Raw genomic sequence first — 13,798 nt, forward strand, 5'->3', positions numbered from 1 at the left:
CCCCGATCACCGCGCCAGTGTGGTCAAGAAGCGCTCCACCTCGTCGACGGAGGCGAGTGCGAATTCGGCGGCCGTGGTCCGGCCCGCCATCTCCGGATCGTCCGGCCGGCCCACGAGGATGCCGATCCCCCGCCCGCGCAACGCCCGGAAGGCGTCCTCGTCGGTGATGTCGTCGCCCAGGTACACCGGTACCGTGTCGGCCGAGTCGAGACCGAGAACGTCCACGAGGTACAGCACGGCCCGGCCCTTGTCCCAGTCGATGGCGGGCGCGAGCTCGTACACCATCTTTCCCGGGGTGACCTTCAGTTCGCCGTGATGCTCGGTGAGCAGGGTCTGCACGACCGCCTCGATCCGATTCCGGTCCGCGGGGTCGACGAGCCGGTAGTGCACTGCGACCGACGCGCGTTTCGGCTCCACCAGCGCACCCGGGATCGTCCCGATCTCGGCGCGGAGCCGCTCGGTCACCGCGGCGACGAGGTCCGCGAACCGGGCCACGCGGTCGTCGGAGACGGAGCCGCGCTGCGGAGTCCAGATGTCGAAGCCGTGGCTGCCGGCCACCACGAGGTCGTCGACGCCCATCAGCTGCTGCACCACCGCCCGGTCCCGGCCGGTCACGACGCAGACCGGGCACCGTGCTGCGAGATCTCGGACGACGGTACGCATACCGTCCGAGATCACAGCGTCCTCGGGTCGCGACACGATCGGGGTGAGTACTCCGTCGTAGTCGAGGAACACCGCCGGCCGGCGTCCGTCCAGCAGCCGCGCCAGGTCCTCGTTCCCGAGCGCGGGGGGCAGGTCGCGAACCGAAGTGTCCGCCATTGTGGGATTACCTCCTGCGCCCTCGCGGCGCCTCGGTGGGACGAGGGCGACGCGACCGCAGACTCGCCGCGCGCACCGGCCGGTGAACAGTGGCTGTCACAGGCATCGGTACGCCCCCTCGTGTTCGGCTCCGTGACGCCGGCAGCGTCGACGGCGATGAGCTCCTCGATTCCTACTGTAGGGCCGTGCCGGAGGCAAGGCGGGCATACGACGTGACGGCCCCGTGGGGCGCGATCGTCCGCCGGGATCAGACGATGGCGCCGGCGAGCACGATCGCGAGCGCGATCAACAAGGCGACCTTGGCGATCTCGAGTGCCACGTACGCGTAGTGCGCGTTCGAGCGGGGCACGTCCTCGCCGGCGAGGACGCGGTTCGACCGGCGTGTCAACGGCGGGGGGGGCCCCCCCCCCCCCTGCCCCGCCAGCACGGCCACGGTCACCAGCAGCAGCACCCAGCCCGTCGTGCCCGGCGAGAGGATCAGGCACGCGACGATCAGCGCGACGGCGAGAACGACCTCGACCGTGTTCAGGGCCCGGAACACCAGGCGCCCGATGCCGAGTCCGAGCGGGATGGTGATCCCCGGCGCCCGGAACTTCAAAGGCGCCTCCAGGAAGGAGATCGCGAGCACCATTCCGAGCCAGAGCATCGGCACGAACAGTTCGACGTAACGCGCGAGAGTGTCCATCACCCGTCCTCGGCTGCGGTCGGCATGTGGCCGCCGAGTCTAGCGGCGGCGCGCCGGTCGGTACTGCCTCGCGGACGGCGATTCGATACATCATTTCCTGAATACAGGATTCGATGTACATTCGAGGTCGTGGAGACGGTGGAGCATCACGACGCGCTGTCCCGGTTCGGTCATGCCCTCTCGGATCCGACCCGGACACGGATTCTGCTGACCCTGCGGCGTGGCCCGGGTTATCCCTCGGAACTGGCCGAGGCGATCGGCGTCAGCCGGCAGATCCTCTCGAACCACCTGGCGTGCCTGCGTGGGTGCGGTCTCGTCGTCGCGGTGCCCGAAGGCCGGCGCAATCGTTACGAACTCGCCGATCGCCGGATCGGGCACGCACTCGACGACCTGCTCGACCTGGTCCTGACGGTGGACCCCTCGTGTTGTCCCGCCGCCGCGGCCGAGGACTGCTGCTGATGTCCGCGCGGCCACACGCCCCCGCGCCGTCGGCGCCGCGCAGGGCCGTGCTCACGAAACGGATCCGGCTGCTGGTGACCGCGACGATCGCGTACAACATCGTCGAAGCGAGCGTCGCATTGACCGAGGGCGCGCGGGCGTCGTCGACGGCGCTGATCGGGTTCGGGCTCGATTCGCTGATCGAGGTGTCCTCCGCCGCCGCGGTGGCCTGGCAGTTCGCCGGCCGAGATCCGGAAGCCCGCGAGAAGGCCACGCTGCGGATCATCGCGTTCTCGTTCTTCGGGCTCGCCCTGTATGTCGGCGTCGACTCGATCCGATCGCTGCTCGGGATCGGCGAAGCCCGGCACTCGCCGGTCGGGATCGCGCTGGCCGCGGCGAGCCTGGTGATCATGCCCGTGTTGTCCTGGGCTCAGCGGCGTACCGGGCGCGAACTCGGATCCGCCTCCGCCGTGGCCGATTCGAAGCAGACGCTGCTGTGCACGTACCTCTCGGCCGTGCTGCTGATCGGGCTGGTACTCAACAGCGCATTCGGTCTGTCGTGGGCCGATCCGGTCGCGGCACTCGTCATTGCGGTCTTCGCGGTGCGGGAAGGACTCGAAGCCTGGAGGGGCCGAACCTGCTGTCCAGTACCCGCAGTGGTGACCGATGACGCGCCGGAATGCTGCTGCGGATCCGAATGCGATTGTTGCCGAACCCCTCCTGAACCGAAGGATCGATGATGCCTCGTATCGGTGCCACTGCCCGAGCCCTCTACCGACAGGAGATGACGGCGTCGAGAACCGCCGTCGACCCGCAACAGCGGTGGCGCCATCTCGAACGCGCACACATCCTCTCGCAGCCGGACCCGTGGCTGCACACCTGCAACCACGCCGCGATGCTCGCCCTGGCCCTGCGCTGCCGTGACCGCCGCGAGGCTTTCGGGCAGGTCGTGCGGATCCTCGTGGCTGCCCCCGGTTCGATGACCGGCCGGTATCCCGAAGGCAACATCGGACGGGTCGCCGCCGGACTGACCACGCCGATGCCGGTCCCCGACGATCTGGCCCGAGCGCTGTCGGCGTAGTCGCACGGAGACGACGGGAGACCCCGTCCCGAGACCGGTGCCCTACAGGTGCACGGCGCCCCGGATGCACGTCGTGCTGCGTCCTCCGATCCACACCTCGTCGCCGGACGAATGCACGGTCACGATGCCGCGGCGGCCGACGCGAGTGCCCTGACTCGCCCGGTAGTCGGCCGGCGCGAGGCCGGCACCGATCAGCCACTGGGCCAGGCCGGCGTTGAGGCTGCCCGTCACCGGGTCTTCCCTGACGCCCACGGGCGCCGCGAAGGCGCGCACCTCGAACTGCAGCGGCGATCCCGGCGGGTAGGGACCGACGACGCCGAGGATGAGATCGCGCATGTGCTGGTCGTCGGGTTCGAGGTCGAGCACCTCCTGCGCGGACCCGAGCAGGACCGCGGCCCAGCCGGGTCCGTTGTCGACCCAGTTGTGCGCCACGATTCGCGCACGGTCGATCCCGAGCCCCCGCGCGATCCGGGCCAGGTGCTCGTCGTCGAGGTCGCCGCGACGGACCGGTTCGGGAGCCCGGAATGCCAGGGACTCGTCGCCGCGGCGCAGTGCGACGAGTCCGGCTCCGCACTCTTGGACGAGCAGACCCGGGCTGTTCGGCACCCCGCCGGCCTCGAGCCACGCCTGCGCCGAGCCGAGGGTGGGGTGACCGGCGAACGGGATCTCCGCGGCCGGAGTGAAGATGCGGAGCCGGTAGTCGGCCCCGGCGGTCGTCGGGGGAAGGACGAACGTGGTCTCGGACAGGTTCGTCCACGCCGCGAACTGCGCCATCGCCTCGTCCGGGAGGCCGGCGCCGTCGAGAACCACCGCGACGGGGTTTCCCCGATACGGTTCGGCGGCGAACACGTCTACCTGCGCAAACTCCCGGGACCGTGGCTGCACCATTTCGTCTCCTTCGTCGTTGCCGTCCCATTGTGGTCGCGGAGCCGGCGGTACGCACCCGAATATCCGGCCGCTCGAGGCGGCGTTCGAGCCGTTCCCCACGGCGGTGGAGACCTCGGCGCGGGCGTATCCGGAGCACCGGCCGGTGCGGCGCTGACCGGAGTCGGAAACCCCGAGGGCGCGCAGGGATTTCCCTGCGCGCCCTCGGGGTTCGCGTATCAGTGCTCGTAGGTGCTCAGATCGCGGTCCTTGCTCTCCTTCGCCAGGAGGATGAACACCGCGCTCAGGACTGCCAGACCGATCATGAACGCCGCGACCAGTCCGGTGCCGCCGCCGGCGGCCGCCTGCAGCGACGCGAGGATCACCGGCGTGAAGCCCGCGCCGAGCAGTGTCGCGCCCTGGTAGCCGAGCGAGGCGCCGGTGTACCGGGCCGCGGTGCCGAACTGCTCGGCGATGTAAGCGGCCATCGGACCGTACGTCGCGGACTGGCAGACGCCGAAGCCGAGCACGAACCCGAGCGTCACCAGCGCGACGTTGCCGGACGAGAGCAGCGCCAGGATCGGCACGATCAGCACGACGAACGCGCCGAGGCCGAAGAGCATCACCGGGCGCCGGCCCACGCGGTCGGAGAGGCGGGCGAATCCGAGCAGGGTGAAGATCGCGACGAACTGGCAGACGGCGAACGCCATCAGCGCCTGCGATCGGGTCACCCCGGAGTGGGATGCGTACCCGATGGCGAAGGTGGTGAACATGGTCTGGATCCCGAAGCTGGCCATGCAGCCCAGGGCGACGAGCAGCAGACTTCGCGGCCGGCGCAGGATGCTCAGGATCGGCGGGGTGGGCCGGTCCACGGCGGCGGCATCGACCTCGACCTGCTTGGCCATCGCCTCCCGGAACAGCGGGCTCTCGGAAACCCGGGCCCGGACGAACAGGCCGACGGCCAGCATCACCGCGGACAGCAGGAACGGGATGCGCCAGCCCCACGACAGGAAGTCGTCCTCGGGCAGCAGCGCCACCAGCGCCAGGGCGAGGGTGCCGAGCAGCGAACCGGTGGGTGCCCCGGCGTTGGTGAACGCCGCGGCGAAGCCGCGTCCCCGCCCGCCGACGTGCTCGAGGGACATGAGCGCCGCCCCGCCCCACTCGCCGCCGACGGCGATGCCCTGGCACACGCGCAGCAGCACGAGAATGATTGCGGCCCAGGACCCGATCGCCGACGCCGGCGGGACGAGGCCGATGAGGAACGACGCCACGCCCATCACCGTCATCGAGATCAGCAGCATCGACTTGCGGCCGTACCGGTCGCCGAAGTGCCCGAAGACGATGCCGCCGAAGGGACGGGCCAGGTAGCCGGCGGCGAACGTACCCATCGACGCGATGGTTCCGGCGAGCGGGGACAGGTCCGAGAAGAACACGGGGGCGAAGACGATCGCCGCCGCGGTCGCGTAGAGCAGAAAGTCGTAGAACTCGATCGTGCTGCCCAGATAGCTCGACAGCACGACGCGTCGAACTTCCTTCTTCCTCTGGGCCGCAGTGATGTCCGCGAATGCGGTGACGGTCATGTGAGCTCCTGCAGTGACAGTCGGGTCAGTGGGCGTACTGCTCGCGCAACGTGTCCTTGCGGACCTTTCCGGTGGCGTTGCGGGGGATCTCGTCGAGAACGAGGAGGGATTTGGGGATCTTGTACTTGGCGAGACGCTCGCCGAGGAAGGCGAACAGCTCTTCCTCGGTGAGGGTGACGCCGTCGGCGAGGGTGACCGCGGCCCGGCCGACCTCGCCCCATTTCTCGTCGGGCACACCGAAGACGGCGCAGCCGAGCACGCCGGGCAGGTCGAGGATGGCGGCCTCCACCTCGGCGGGGTAGATGTTCTCGCCCCCCGAGATGATCATGTCCTTGAGCCGGTCGACGATCGTGACGAAGCCGTCCTCGTCGGGAACCCCCACGTCGCCGGAGCGGAACCAGCCGTCGCCGGTGAACGCGTCGGCGGTGGCGTCGGGTCGATTCCAGTAGCGCTGCATCACGTTCGGGCCGGAGATCTGGATCTCGCCGCGTTCGCCGGGGGCGGCCTCGGTGCCGTCGGGGTCGACGACACGCACGTCGGTGAAGAAGTGCGGCGCGCCCGCGGTGCCGAGCTTGCGCTCGGCGTCCTTGGGGGTGAGGATCAGCGCGCCCGGACCGGTCTCGGTCAGCCCGTATCCCTGGCAGAGGCGGACGCCGCGGGCGGTGTAGGTCTGCAGGGTCCGCGGCGGAACCGGTGCGGCCGCCACGATCCAGCGTCGGATCGAACTCAGGTCGGTGCGGTCCCAGTTCGGGTGGGCGCTCATCGCGTCGAGCATCGTGGGCACCCCGAACGAGTAGGTGACTCTTTCGGTTTCGATCAGGTGGAGGATGCGGCCCGGCTCGAAGCCTTCCTCGATGAGCACGGTGCCGCCCTTGAGCAGGGTGGGCAGGGCGACGAAGTTCAATGCGGCGGTGTGGAACAGGGGTGCGGCGACGAGAGCCACCTCGTCGGACAGGAAGTCGAGGTCGACGATCGGGTTCATCACCGCGAACACCACGTTCCCGTGGGTGAGGACGACACCCTTGGGCCGGCCCGTCGTGCCGGAGGTGTACATGATGAAGCACGGGTCCTCGTGCGTGACCGGGAGGTCGAGGCGGTCGGTGGGATCGGCCGCGACGATCTCCTCGTAGCCGACGGCCCGGTCGTCGGGCGCACCGTCGAGGACCACGCGCCGGGTGGTGCCGGCCGCGGTCGCGGCGGCGTCGGCGACGTCCGTGAGGGCGGCGGAATGGACCAGGACGATGCTGCCGGAGTCGGCCAGGCAGTACTCCACCTCGGGGGTGGTCAGCCGGGCGTTGAGCGGCACGAACACCGCCCCGAGCAGACCGGCGGCGAACAGCACTTCGAGATAGGCGGGGTGGTTCGCCGACAGCAGCGCGACGCGGTCCCCGGGGCCGACACCCTGGGCGCGCAGGGCGTGGGCGAGCCGGGTGACCCGCTCGTCGAGTTCGCGGTAGGTGACGCCGGTGCCGCGGAAGGCGAGCGCGACCGCGTCGGGGGCCTGCCGGGCGCGTCGGCGCGGCCACGTACCGGTACCTTGGTTGAGCACGGGATCTCCTCGATGCCTGGGAATTTCAGGATGTTCTGGATCGAAGCGGCTACGGCCGGGTGAGCCTGCGGCCGACGATCTCCTTCATGATTTCCGTGGTGCCGCCGTAGAGCGTCCCGGCCCGGGAGTCCAGATAGTCGCGGGCGACGTCGTACTCCTTCATGAAGCCGTAGCCGCCGTGCAGTTGCACGGCACGGTGCACGACCTTCAGATGCAGCTCGGTGACCCACCACTTCGCCATCGCCGCCGTCACCTCGTCGAGGCGTCCGTGGGCAGCGTCGAGGATGCAGCGGTCCACGAACACCTGGGCGACCTCGATCTCGGTGGCCAGTTCGGCGAGGTAGAAGCGGTTGGCCTGGAAGTCGGCGATGCGCTGCCCGAACGCCCTGCGGTCGGTGGCGTGGCGCAACGCCGTCTCGAACGTTCGGGTCATCAGGGCCATGGACGTCACCGCGATGCTCAGCCGCTCCTGCGGCAGGTTGTGCCGTAGGTAGCCGAAGCCCTTGTTCTCCTCGCCGAGGAGGTGGGTCCGGGGCACTCGGACGTCGTCGAACACCAGCTCGGCGGTGTCCTGGGCGGACAGGCCCACCTTGTCGAGCGGGCCGTTCTTCGTGAAGCCGGGCATGCCGTCCTCGACGACGAGCAGGCTCACCCCGTTCTTCCCGGCGGCGGGATCGGTCTTTGCGACGACGATGATCGTGTCGGCGAGGATGCCGTTGGAGATGAAGATCTTGCTGCCGTTCAGGACGAAGTGGTCGCCGTCGGGGATCGCCGTGGTGGTGACGGCGGCGAGGTCGCTGCCGGTGCCGGGCTCGGTCATCGCGATCGCGCCGATCGTCTCGCCGGCGACCATCGGGGCGAGCCAGCGGTGGTTCTGCTCGTCGGTGCCGAGGGCCGTGAAGTACGGCGCGACCAGGTCGTTGAATCCCGACAGCCCCATGGTGACGGCCTGGGCGCCGGCGCGGGCGAGTTCCTCGATGAGCACGGCCCCGAACCGGAAGTCGTCGATGCCGCCGCCGCCGAACCGTTCCGGCACGGCGACCCCGAGCAGGCCGAGCTTGCCGGCCTGCCGGTACAGCTCACGATCGACGCGGCCCGTGGCGGCCCACTCCTCGAGGTGCGGTGCGACGTCGCGCTCGGCGAAGCGTCGCGCGGTTTCGCGGAACGCGTCGTGGTCGGATTCGTAGACGGTGCGGTCGAGCGACACGGCACTCATGGAGACGGCGGTCCTCCTTCTGCGACGTTTGTCGCGCAGATCACAGTAGACCAATAACGATTGAAATAGTCAACGGTTTAATTCCAGTTGCTTTTGGGTGGTTACGCCCGCCAGCTGGAGTGACGCCGGCCCGCCGGTTATTTGCAAGCAGTCTGGACTGTTTGTTCATTGACTGTTACCGTCCGTTCTGTGACTCGAACCACATCCACGGGCACCGGGCGCACGCAGGCCGAGCGCACCGCCGTGACCCGGGCGAAACTCCTCGACGCGGCCGTCGACTCGCTCGTCGAGCTCGGCTACGCACGCACCACCACGCAGGTGATCGCCAAGCGGGCCGGGGTGTCCCGGGGCGCGCAACTGCATCACTTCCCGACCAAGGAATCACTCGTCGTCGCCGCGGTCGAACACCTCGTGGACAAGCGCCTGACGGAGATTCTCGAGGCGAGCCCGGACCCCGAGCGGGGCCTCGACGTCCTCACCGACGCGTTCCGCGGGCCGCTGTTCCATGCCGCGCTCGAGCTGTGGGTGGCCGCGCGGACCGATCCCGCCCTGCACGAGGCGGTGATCCCCCTCGAGCGCAAGGTCTCCGATGCGCTGCGGGTCGGCTGCCTGGAGATCATGGGTGACCGGATGGGGCCCGACGAGATCGACCTGAGCATCGAACTCGCTCGCGGACTTGCCGTCGCCGCCCTGATGCGTACCCCCGAATCGGATCGTGAGATCCGGGAGCGGCTGCTCCCGGTCTGGAAGGAACTGGTGATGAAGTGAGCATCGAGACCCTCCCGCCGCACGTACACACGCTCGTCGTCGGGGCGGGCTTCGGGGGCATCGGCATGGCCGCCACCCTCCTGCGCGAGGATCCGCGCGCCGACGTCCTCGTGATCGAACGAGGCGACGACGTCGGCGGCACCTGGCGCGTGAACACCTACCCGGGTGCGGCCTGCGACGTGCCGAGCGCGTTGTACTCGTTCTCCTTCGCGCCCGAACCGGACTGGTCGAAGGCTCACGGTACCCAGGAGGAGATCTACGCCTACCTGCGCCGGGTCGCGAAGGAGCAGGGCGTCACCGACCGGACGATGTTCGGGTGCGAACTGCGTGACGCGCAATGGGACGACGAAAGCGCCCGCTGGATGGTGTCGACGTCGCGTGGTGACCTCACCGCCGAGGTGCTCGTCTCGGCGACCGGCGCGTTGTCCACCCCCACCCTGCCGAAGGTGCCGGGACTGGAATCGTTCCGCGGCAAGATGTTCCATTCGGCGCAGTGGGACCACGACTACGACCTGACCGGCAAGCGCGTCGCCGTGATCGGCACCGGCGCCTCCGCGATCCAGTTCGTCCCCGCCATCGTCGACACCGTCGGGCACCTGACACTGTTCCAGCGCACCGCCTCGTGGGTCATGCCCAAGCACGACCACACCATCGCGCGTCCGGTGCGGGCCCTCTACCGGCGTTTCCCGCTCGCACAGAAGGTCGTTCGCGCGGCCGTCTACGGGCAGAAGGAGACGTACGTCGTCGGGATGACACGCCCGTTCGCACGCCGGTGGCTCGTGCCGCTGTTCGAGCGCCGGGCGCTGTCGGTGCTCGACAGGCAGGTCGCCGATCCGGAGCTGCGGGCGAAGCTCACCCCGAAGTTCCGGATCATGTGCAAACGGATCCTGCTGTCCAACGACTGGTTCCCGGCGATCACCCGGCCCGACGTCACCGTCGTGGCGTCCGGGCTGACCGCCCTCACCGAGAACGGGGTCGTCGACGAAGCCGGCAACGAGTACGAGGTCGACACCGTCATCTTCGGTACCGGCTTCACCGTCACCGAACCACCGGTGGCACAGCACATCCGAGGCGGCGACGGCCGCACCCTCGCCGAGACCTGGAACGGCAGCCCCAGCGCCTATCTGGGCATCGCGGTCCACGGTTTCCCCAACCTCTTCCTGATGTACGGGCCGAACACCAACCTCGGTCACAGCTCGATCGTGTACATGCTCGAGTCGCAGGCCGCCTACATCGCGGATGCATTGCGCGCCATGAGGTCCCGGGGTCTGTCCGCCGTCGAGGTGACCGCGGGCGCGCAGCGCACCTACAACGCCGAACTCGATCCAGCCCTCGCGGGCACGGTGTGGAACGCGGGCGGCTGCGACAGCTGGTACCTCGACCGCAAGGGCCGTAACTCGGTGATGTGGCCTACGTTCACCTGGCGGTACCGCGCCCGGACCCGGCAGTTCGACCCCGAGAACTACCTCGCCCGCCCCGCGGCCGAAAGGATTGCGGCATGACCCATTACGACGTACTGGTCGTCGGCTCCGGCTTCGGCGGCAGTGTCGCCGCGCTGCGCGCGACCGAGAAGGGCTACCGCGTCGGCATCCTCGAGGCCGGCCGGCGGTTCGCCGACGACGAACTCCCGAAGACCAGCTGGCGGCTGCGCAAGTACCTGTGGGCGCCGGCGCTGGGCTGCTACGGCGTGCAGCGCATCCATCTGCTGCCCGACGTCCTGGTCATGGCGGGCGCAGGCGTCGGCGGCGGATCGCTCAACTATGCCAACACCCTCTACCGGCCGCCCGCCCGTTTCTTCCAGGACCCGCAGTGGGGGCACATCACCGACTGGCAGGCCGAGCTCGGACCGTACTACGAGCAGGCGGCGCGGATGCTCGGGGTGCGCCCGAATCCGCTGACGACCCCCGCGGACGACGTGATGCGTTCGGTGGCCGAGGAGATGGGGGTGGGGGAGACGTTCACCACCACGCCGGTCGGGGTGTTCTTCGGCGAGCCGGGGCAGACGGTCCCGGACCCGTTCTTCGGCGGCGCCGGCCCGGACCGGACCGGCTGCACCGAGTGCGGCGGCTGCATGACCGGTTGCCGGGTGGGGGCGAAGAACACCCTGGTGAAGAACTACCTGTACCTCGCGGAGCAGGCCGGTGCGACGATCCACCCGCTCACCACCGTCACCGGGATCCGCCCGCGCGCCGGCGGCGGATACGAGGTCCGCACCCGCAGCACGAACCGGATCCGCAAGCGCCACGACGTGTACACCGCCGACCAGGTGGTGCTCGCCGCCGGCACCTACGGCACGTCGCGGCTGCTGCTCGCGATGCGCGAGACCGGTGCGCTGCCGCGGTTGTCGCCGCGGCTGGGCACGGTGGTGCGCACCAATTCCGAAGCGGTGCTCGCCGCGACGGCGCAGGACCGCAGCGTGGACTACTCCCGGGGTATCGCGATCACCGCCTCCTTCCACCCGGACGACCACACCCACATCGAACCGGTGCGATACGGCAAGGGCAGCAACGCTATCGGACTCCTCCAGGCCCTGCTGGTCGACGGTGGCGGCCGGACACCGCGGCTGGCGAAGTTCTTCGCCGTGGCGGCCCGTAATCCGGCGGCGTTCCTGCGCAGCCTGTCGGTGCGGCGCTGGTCCGAGCGGACCGTGATCGCGCTGGTCATGCAGACCGACGACAACTCGCTCGAACTGACGAGCAAGCGCGGGTTCTTCGGGCGCCGGCTCACGAGCCGCCGCGGACCGGGTGCGCCGCCGGAGTGGATCCCGGTGGGTCACGAGGCGATCCGGCGGGTCGCCGACAGGATCGACGGCGACGCGGGCGGATCGATCGCGGACCTGGTCGACATTCCCATGACCGCGCACTTCCTCGGCGGCTGCGTGATCGGGGATTCGCCCGAGTCCGGTGTCGTCGACCCCTACCTGCGCGTCCACGGTCACGACGGTCTGCATGTCGTGGACGGATCCGTCGTCAGTGCCAATCTGGGCGTGAACCCGTCGCTCACCATCACGGCGCAGGCCGAGCGGGCGATGGCGTTGTGGCCCAACAAGGGCGAGGCCGACCCGCGTCCGGCTTCCGGCTCCGGGTACGTGCCGGTCACCGCCGTGCAGCCGGTGCGCCCCAGCGTTCCGGACTCCGCGCCCGGGGCGCTGCGCCTGCCGATCCATCCCGTCCGACGAGAGGAGGCCGCCCGTGTTGTGGAGCGTGCCTGAGAGCACCGACGAACGCACCGACTGGCCGACATCCGCGCCGCCCCCGTGGTCGGCGCAGGCGCGCGCCGCCCTGTGGTGGCATCGCAGTGCGCCGGGGGCGGCGCAGTTCGGCCCCGGTGGCCGGACCCTGCCGTTCACCCTCGCGATGGTGGTGGACTATCTCGACTCGCCCGTCGGTCCCTACCGTGAGGTGCTCGCCAGTCCCGTCCTGCGCCCGGTCCTGATCCCGGCGATGGCGGTGCCGTTCATCGCCGTGGACTCCGAGGCGTCCGTGCACGGCGGCCGCGAGCACTGGCACCTGCCGAAGGTGCTCGCCTCGTTCGACGGCGACGTCACCGGCCGGTTCTCGGCCACGGGCCACACGTGGAAGGTGGACACCGACGCGTCCCCGCGTGGTCCCGAACTGCCGATCGTCGGCGGACTGGCATTCGCCCAGCCCGAACCGGACGGCAGTCAGGCCCGGGCCACGGCGCGGCTGCGGGGGCGGTTCCGCTACGCGCGGGTCCGCGTCGAGGCGCAGGGCCCGACGCTCGGGCAGTGGTTGCTGCCGGGGGCACACCACGGCATCGTGATCACCTCGGGCCGGATGAGCATCGGGCCGGCCCGGACGGTGCGCTGACGGGCGGCGCCGGGCTCACGACGCCTCGCGCATCGTGAGCCCGCCGAGCTCGACGACGTACTGCCCGGCCGCGTCGTCCCACGTCACGGAGTAGGTGGTGGGGTAGTAGCCGGACTGCTGGTACGCGCTCGGCTGGCGCAGGTCCTCGTGCAGGTCGGGACGGGAGGCGAGCCAGTCCCTGGTCATCATCGGCTCGATGAAGATGTGCCGGCCGTCCCACGAACCCTGCAGGACCGTTTCCGTGAAGTGCCCGTGCGGCTCGGTGGTGTCGAGCCAGTGCAGTCCCATCTTGGCGACGGTGCCGAGAATCGGCTGGGGGTCCGACGGTGCGTAGCCTTCCGGCAGATACTTCGGGTCTGGCAGCTTCGCGGCCCGTTCGAGATAACCGGGGACGAACGGGTGGATCGATTCCACCGTCGCGGTGTCCACGAGGTAGAAGTGCACGTCGAAGTGCGGCTGGTCGAACCCGTGCTCCGGATTGTGGCCGTGCGAGTTCCAGTCCAGCGTGACGTGGTCGACGACGGTGTCCGGCGCCCCGGCGGGCACGTCGAGGACGTAGGCCTCGGTGGTGGGCAGCAGACCGCTCGTGAGGCCGTCGAGTGCGGCCGCGTCGAGGCGGACGCCGATCGCGGTGGGAGTGCCGTCGGGGCCGACGGTGACGTACGTGTAGGCCGATCCGTTGCCGACCGGGTGCGGCGGGCCGTCGAGGGCCGTGGAACTCTGGGCTCCGGCCGCCGAGCCGAGGACGAGTGCTGTCGCCGTCGCCGTCGCACCGACGACTCCGAGCACCGCGAACGTGCGAAGATGCACCACTGTCACGACTCCTCTCGCATGGTGAGTCCACCGAGTTCGACGACGTATTCCTGCTCCCGGTCGTCGAAGCTCACCGAGTAGGTGGTGGGGTAGTACGCACTCTGCTGATAGGCCTCCGGCTGCTTCACCGGCTCCGCCGCCGGGGGGCGGGGGGG

General features: G+C 69.9%; 14 protein-coding genes. 7 read left to right on the top strand and 7 right to left on the bottom strand.

Annotation, left to right across the window (positions count from 1 at the left end):
* Nucleotides 1-6: 6 nt before the first annotated feature.
* Complete coding sequence (otsB, locus tag OEY_RS0116650; protein ID WP_010594977.1) at nucleotides 7-819, bottom strand: trehalose-phosphatase; 813 nt, start codon at nucleotides 817-819, stop codon at nucleotides 7-9.
* 247 nt (nucleotides 820-1,066) lie between these two features.
* A complete protein-coding gene (locus tag OEY_RS0116655; RefSeq protein WP_010594978.1) occupies nucleotides 1,067-1,504 on the bottom strand; it encodes a hypothetical protein in 438 nt (145 codons plus the stop codon).
* 129 nt (nucleotides 1,505-1,633) lie between these two features.
* Here OEY_RS0116655 and OEY_RS0116660 point away from each other — a divergent pair, with 129 nt between their 5' ends.
* The 3 genes from OEY_RS0116660 to OEY_RS0116670 are packed head-to-tail and all read left to right on the top strand — an operon-like array spanning nucleotide 1,634 to nucleotide 3,023.
* The gene (locus OEY_RS0116660) at nucleotides 1,634-1,963 is read left to right on the top strand and encodes an ArsR/SmtB family transcription factor (protein ID WP_010594979.1); all 330 of its coding nucleotides are present in this window, start codon (nucleotides 1,634-1,636) and stop codon (nucleotides 1,961-1,963) included.
* A complete protein-coding gene (locus OEY_RS0116665) occupies nucleotides 1,963-2,682 on the top strand; it encodes a cation diffusion facilitator family transporter (RefSeq protein ID WP_010594980.1) in 720 nt (239 codons plus the stop codon). The genes OEY_RS0116660 and OEY_RS0116665 overlap by 1 nt, the downstream gene beginning before the upstream one ends.
* Complete coding sequence (locus OEY_RS0116670) at nucleotides 2,682-3,023, top strand: DUF3703 domain-containing protein (RefSeq protein WP_010594981.1); 342 nt, start codon at nucleotides 2,682-2,684, stop codon at nucleotides 3,021-3,023. The genes OEY_RS0116665 and OEY_RS0116670 overlap by 1 nt, the downstream gene beginning before the upstream one ends.
* A gap of 42 nt (nucleotides 3,024-3,065) precedes the next feature.
* Here OEY_RS0116670 and OEY_RS0116675 read toward each other — a convergent pair whose 3' ends face one another.
* From OEY_RS0116675 to OEY_RS0116690, 4 genes are all read right to left on the bottom strand, one after another.
* The gene (locus OEY_RS0116675) at nucleotides 3,066-3,911 is read right to left on the bottom strand and encodes a PhzF family phenazine biosynthesis protein (protein WP_010594982.1); all 846 of its coding nucleotides are present in this window, start codon (nucleotides 3,909-3,911) and stop codon (nucleotides 3,066-3,068) included.
* 215 nt (nucleotides 3,912-4,126) lie between these two features.
* Entirely contained in the window at nucleotides 4,127-5,467 is a 1,341-nt protein-coding gene (locus tag OEY_RS0116680) for an MFS transporter (protein ID WP_010594983.1), read from the bottom strand.
* Between the two features lie 25 nt (nucleotides 5,468-5,492).
* Nucleotides 5,493-7,016, bottom strand: coding sequence for an acyl-CoA synthetase (locus tag OEY_RS0116685; protein WP_010594984.1), 1,524 nt, complete (start codon nucleotides 7,014-7,016; stop codon nucleotides 5,493-5,495).
* 49 nt (nucleotides 7,017-7,065) lie between these two features.
* A complete protein-coding gene (locus OEY_RS0116690; RefSeq protein ID WP_010594985.1) occupies nucleotides 7,066-8,232 on the bottom strand; it encodes an acyl-CoA dehydrogenase family protein in 1,167 nt (388 codons plus the stop codon).
* A gap of 189 nt (nucleotides 8,233-8,421) precedes the next feature.
* On the opposite strand from OEY_RS0116690, the gene OEY_RS0116695 reads away from it, so the two are divergent.
* Genes OEY_RS0116695 through OEY_RS0116710 form a run of 4 tightly spaced genes read left to right on the top strand, consistent with a single transcriptional unit; the run spans nucleotide 8,422 to nucleotide 12,830 of the window.
* Complete coding sequence (locus tag OEY_RS0116695; RefSeq protein ID WP_017681203.1) at nucleotides 8,422-9,000, top strand: TetR/AcrR family transcriptional regulator; 579 nt, start codon at nucleotides 8,422-8,424, stop codon at nucleotides 8,998-9,000.
* Nucleotides 8,997-10,502 (top strand): flavin-containing monooxygenase, encoded by a 1,506-nt coding sequence (locus OEY_RS0116700; RefSeq protein ID WP_010594987.1) that lies wholly within the window; start codon nucleotides 8,997-8,999, stop codon nucleotides 10,500-10,502. The genes OEY_RS0116695 and OEY_RS0116700 overlap by 4 nt, the downstream gene beginning before the upstream one ends.
* Nucleotides 10,499-12,211, top strand: a complete 1,713-nt coding sequence (locus OEY_RS0116705; RefSeq protein WP_010594988.1) for an FAD-dependent oxidoreductase — start codon at nucleotides 10,499-10,501, stop codon at nucleotides 12,209-12,211. Before OEY_RS0116700 ends, OEY_RS0116705 begins: the two co-directional genes overlap by 4 nt.
* Complete coding sequence (locus OEY_RS0116710; RefSeq protein WP_010594989.1) at nucleotides 12,204-12,830, top strand: acetoacetate decarboxylase family protein; 627 nt, start codon at nucleotides 12,204-12,206, stop codon at nucleotides 12,828-12,830. Before OEY_RS0116705 ends, OEY_RS0116710 begins: the two co-directional genes overlap by 8 nt.
* 15 nt (nucleotides 12,831-12,845) lie before the next feature.
* Here OEY_RS0116710 and OEY_RS0116715 read toward each other — a convergent pair whose 3' ends face one another.
* Nucleotides 12,846-13,643, bottom strand: a complete 798-nt coding sequence (locus OEY_RS0116715) for a DUF5602 domain-containing protein (RefSeq protein WP_010594990.1) — start codon at nucleotides 13,641-13,643, stop codon at nucleotides 12,846-12,848.
* Between the last annotated feature and the right edge of the window lie 155 nt (nucleotides 13,644-13,798).

The organism is Rhodococcus sp. P14 (assembly GCF_000256505.1).
Classification (GTDB): domain Bacteria; phylum Actinomycetota; class Actinomycetes; order Mycobacteriales; family Mycobacteriaceae; genus Rhodococcus; species Rhodococcus ruber.

Excerpts from the sequence above, each read along its gene's own strand:
- otsB (WP_010594977.1), bottom strand. The coding sequence starts at position 819 with ATGGCGGACACTTCGGTTCGCGACCTGCCCCCCGCGCTCGGGAACGAG.
- OEY_RS0116690 (WP_010594985.1), bottom strand. The coding sequence starts at position 8,232 with ATGAGTGCCGTGTCGCTCGACCGCACCGTCTACGAATCCGACCACGAC.
- OEY_RS0116675 (WP_010594982.1), bottom strand. The coding sequence starts at position 3,911 with ATGGTGCAGCCACGGTCCCGGGAGTTTGCGCAGGTAGACGTGTTCGCC.
- OEY_RS0116705 (WP_010594988.1), top strand. The coding sequence starts at position 10,499 with ATGACCCATTACGACGTACTGGTCGTCGGCTCCGGCTTCGGCGGCAGT.
- OEY_RS0116670 (WP_010594981.1), top strand. The coding sequence starts at position 2,682 with ATGCCTCGTATCGGTGCCACTGCCCGAGCCCTCTACCGACAGGAGATG.
- OEY_RS0116655 (WP_010594978.1), bottom strand. The coding sequence starts at position 1,504 with ATGGACACTCTCGCGCGTTACGTCGAACTGTTCGTGCCGATGCTCTGG.
- OEY_RS0116665 (WP_010594980.1), top strand. The coding sequence starts at position 1,963 with ATGTCCGCGCGGCCACACGCCCCCGCGCCGTCGGCGCCGCGCAGGGCC.
- OEY_RS0116680 (WP_010594983.1), bottom strand. The coding sequence starts at position 5,467 with ATGACCGTCACCGCATTCGCGGACATCACTGCGGCCCAGAGGAAGAAG.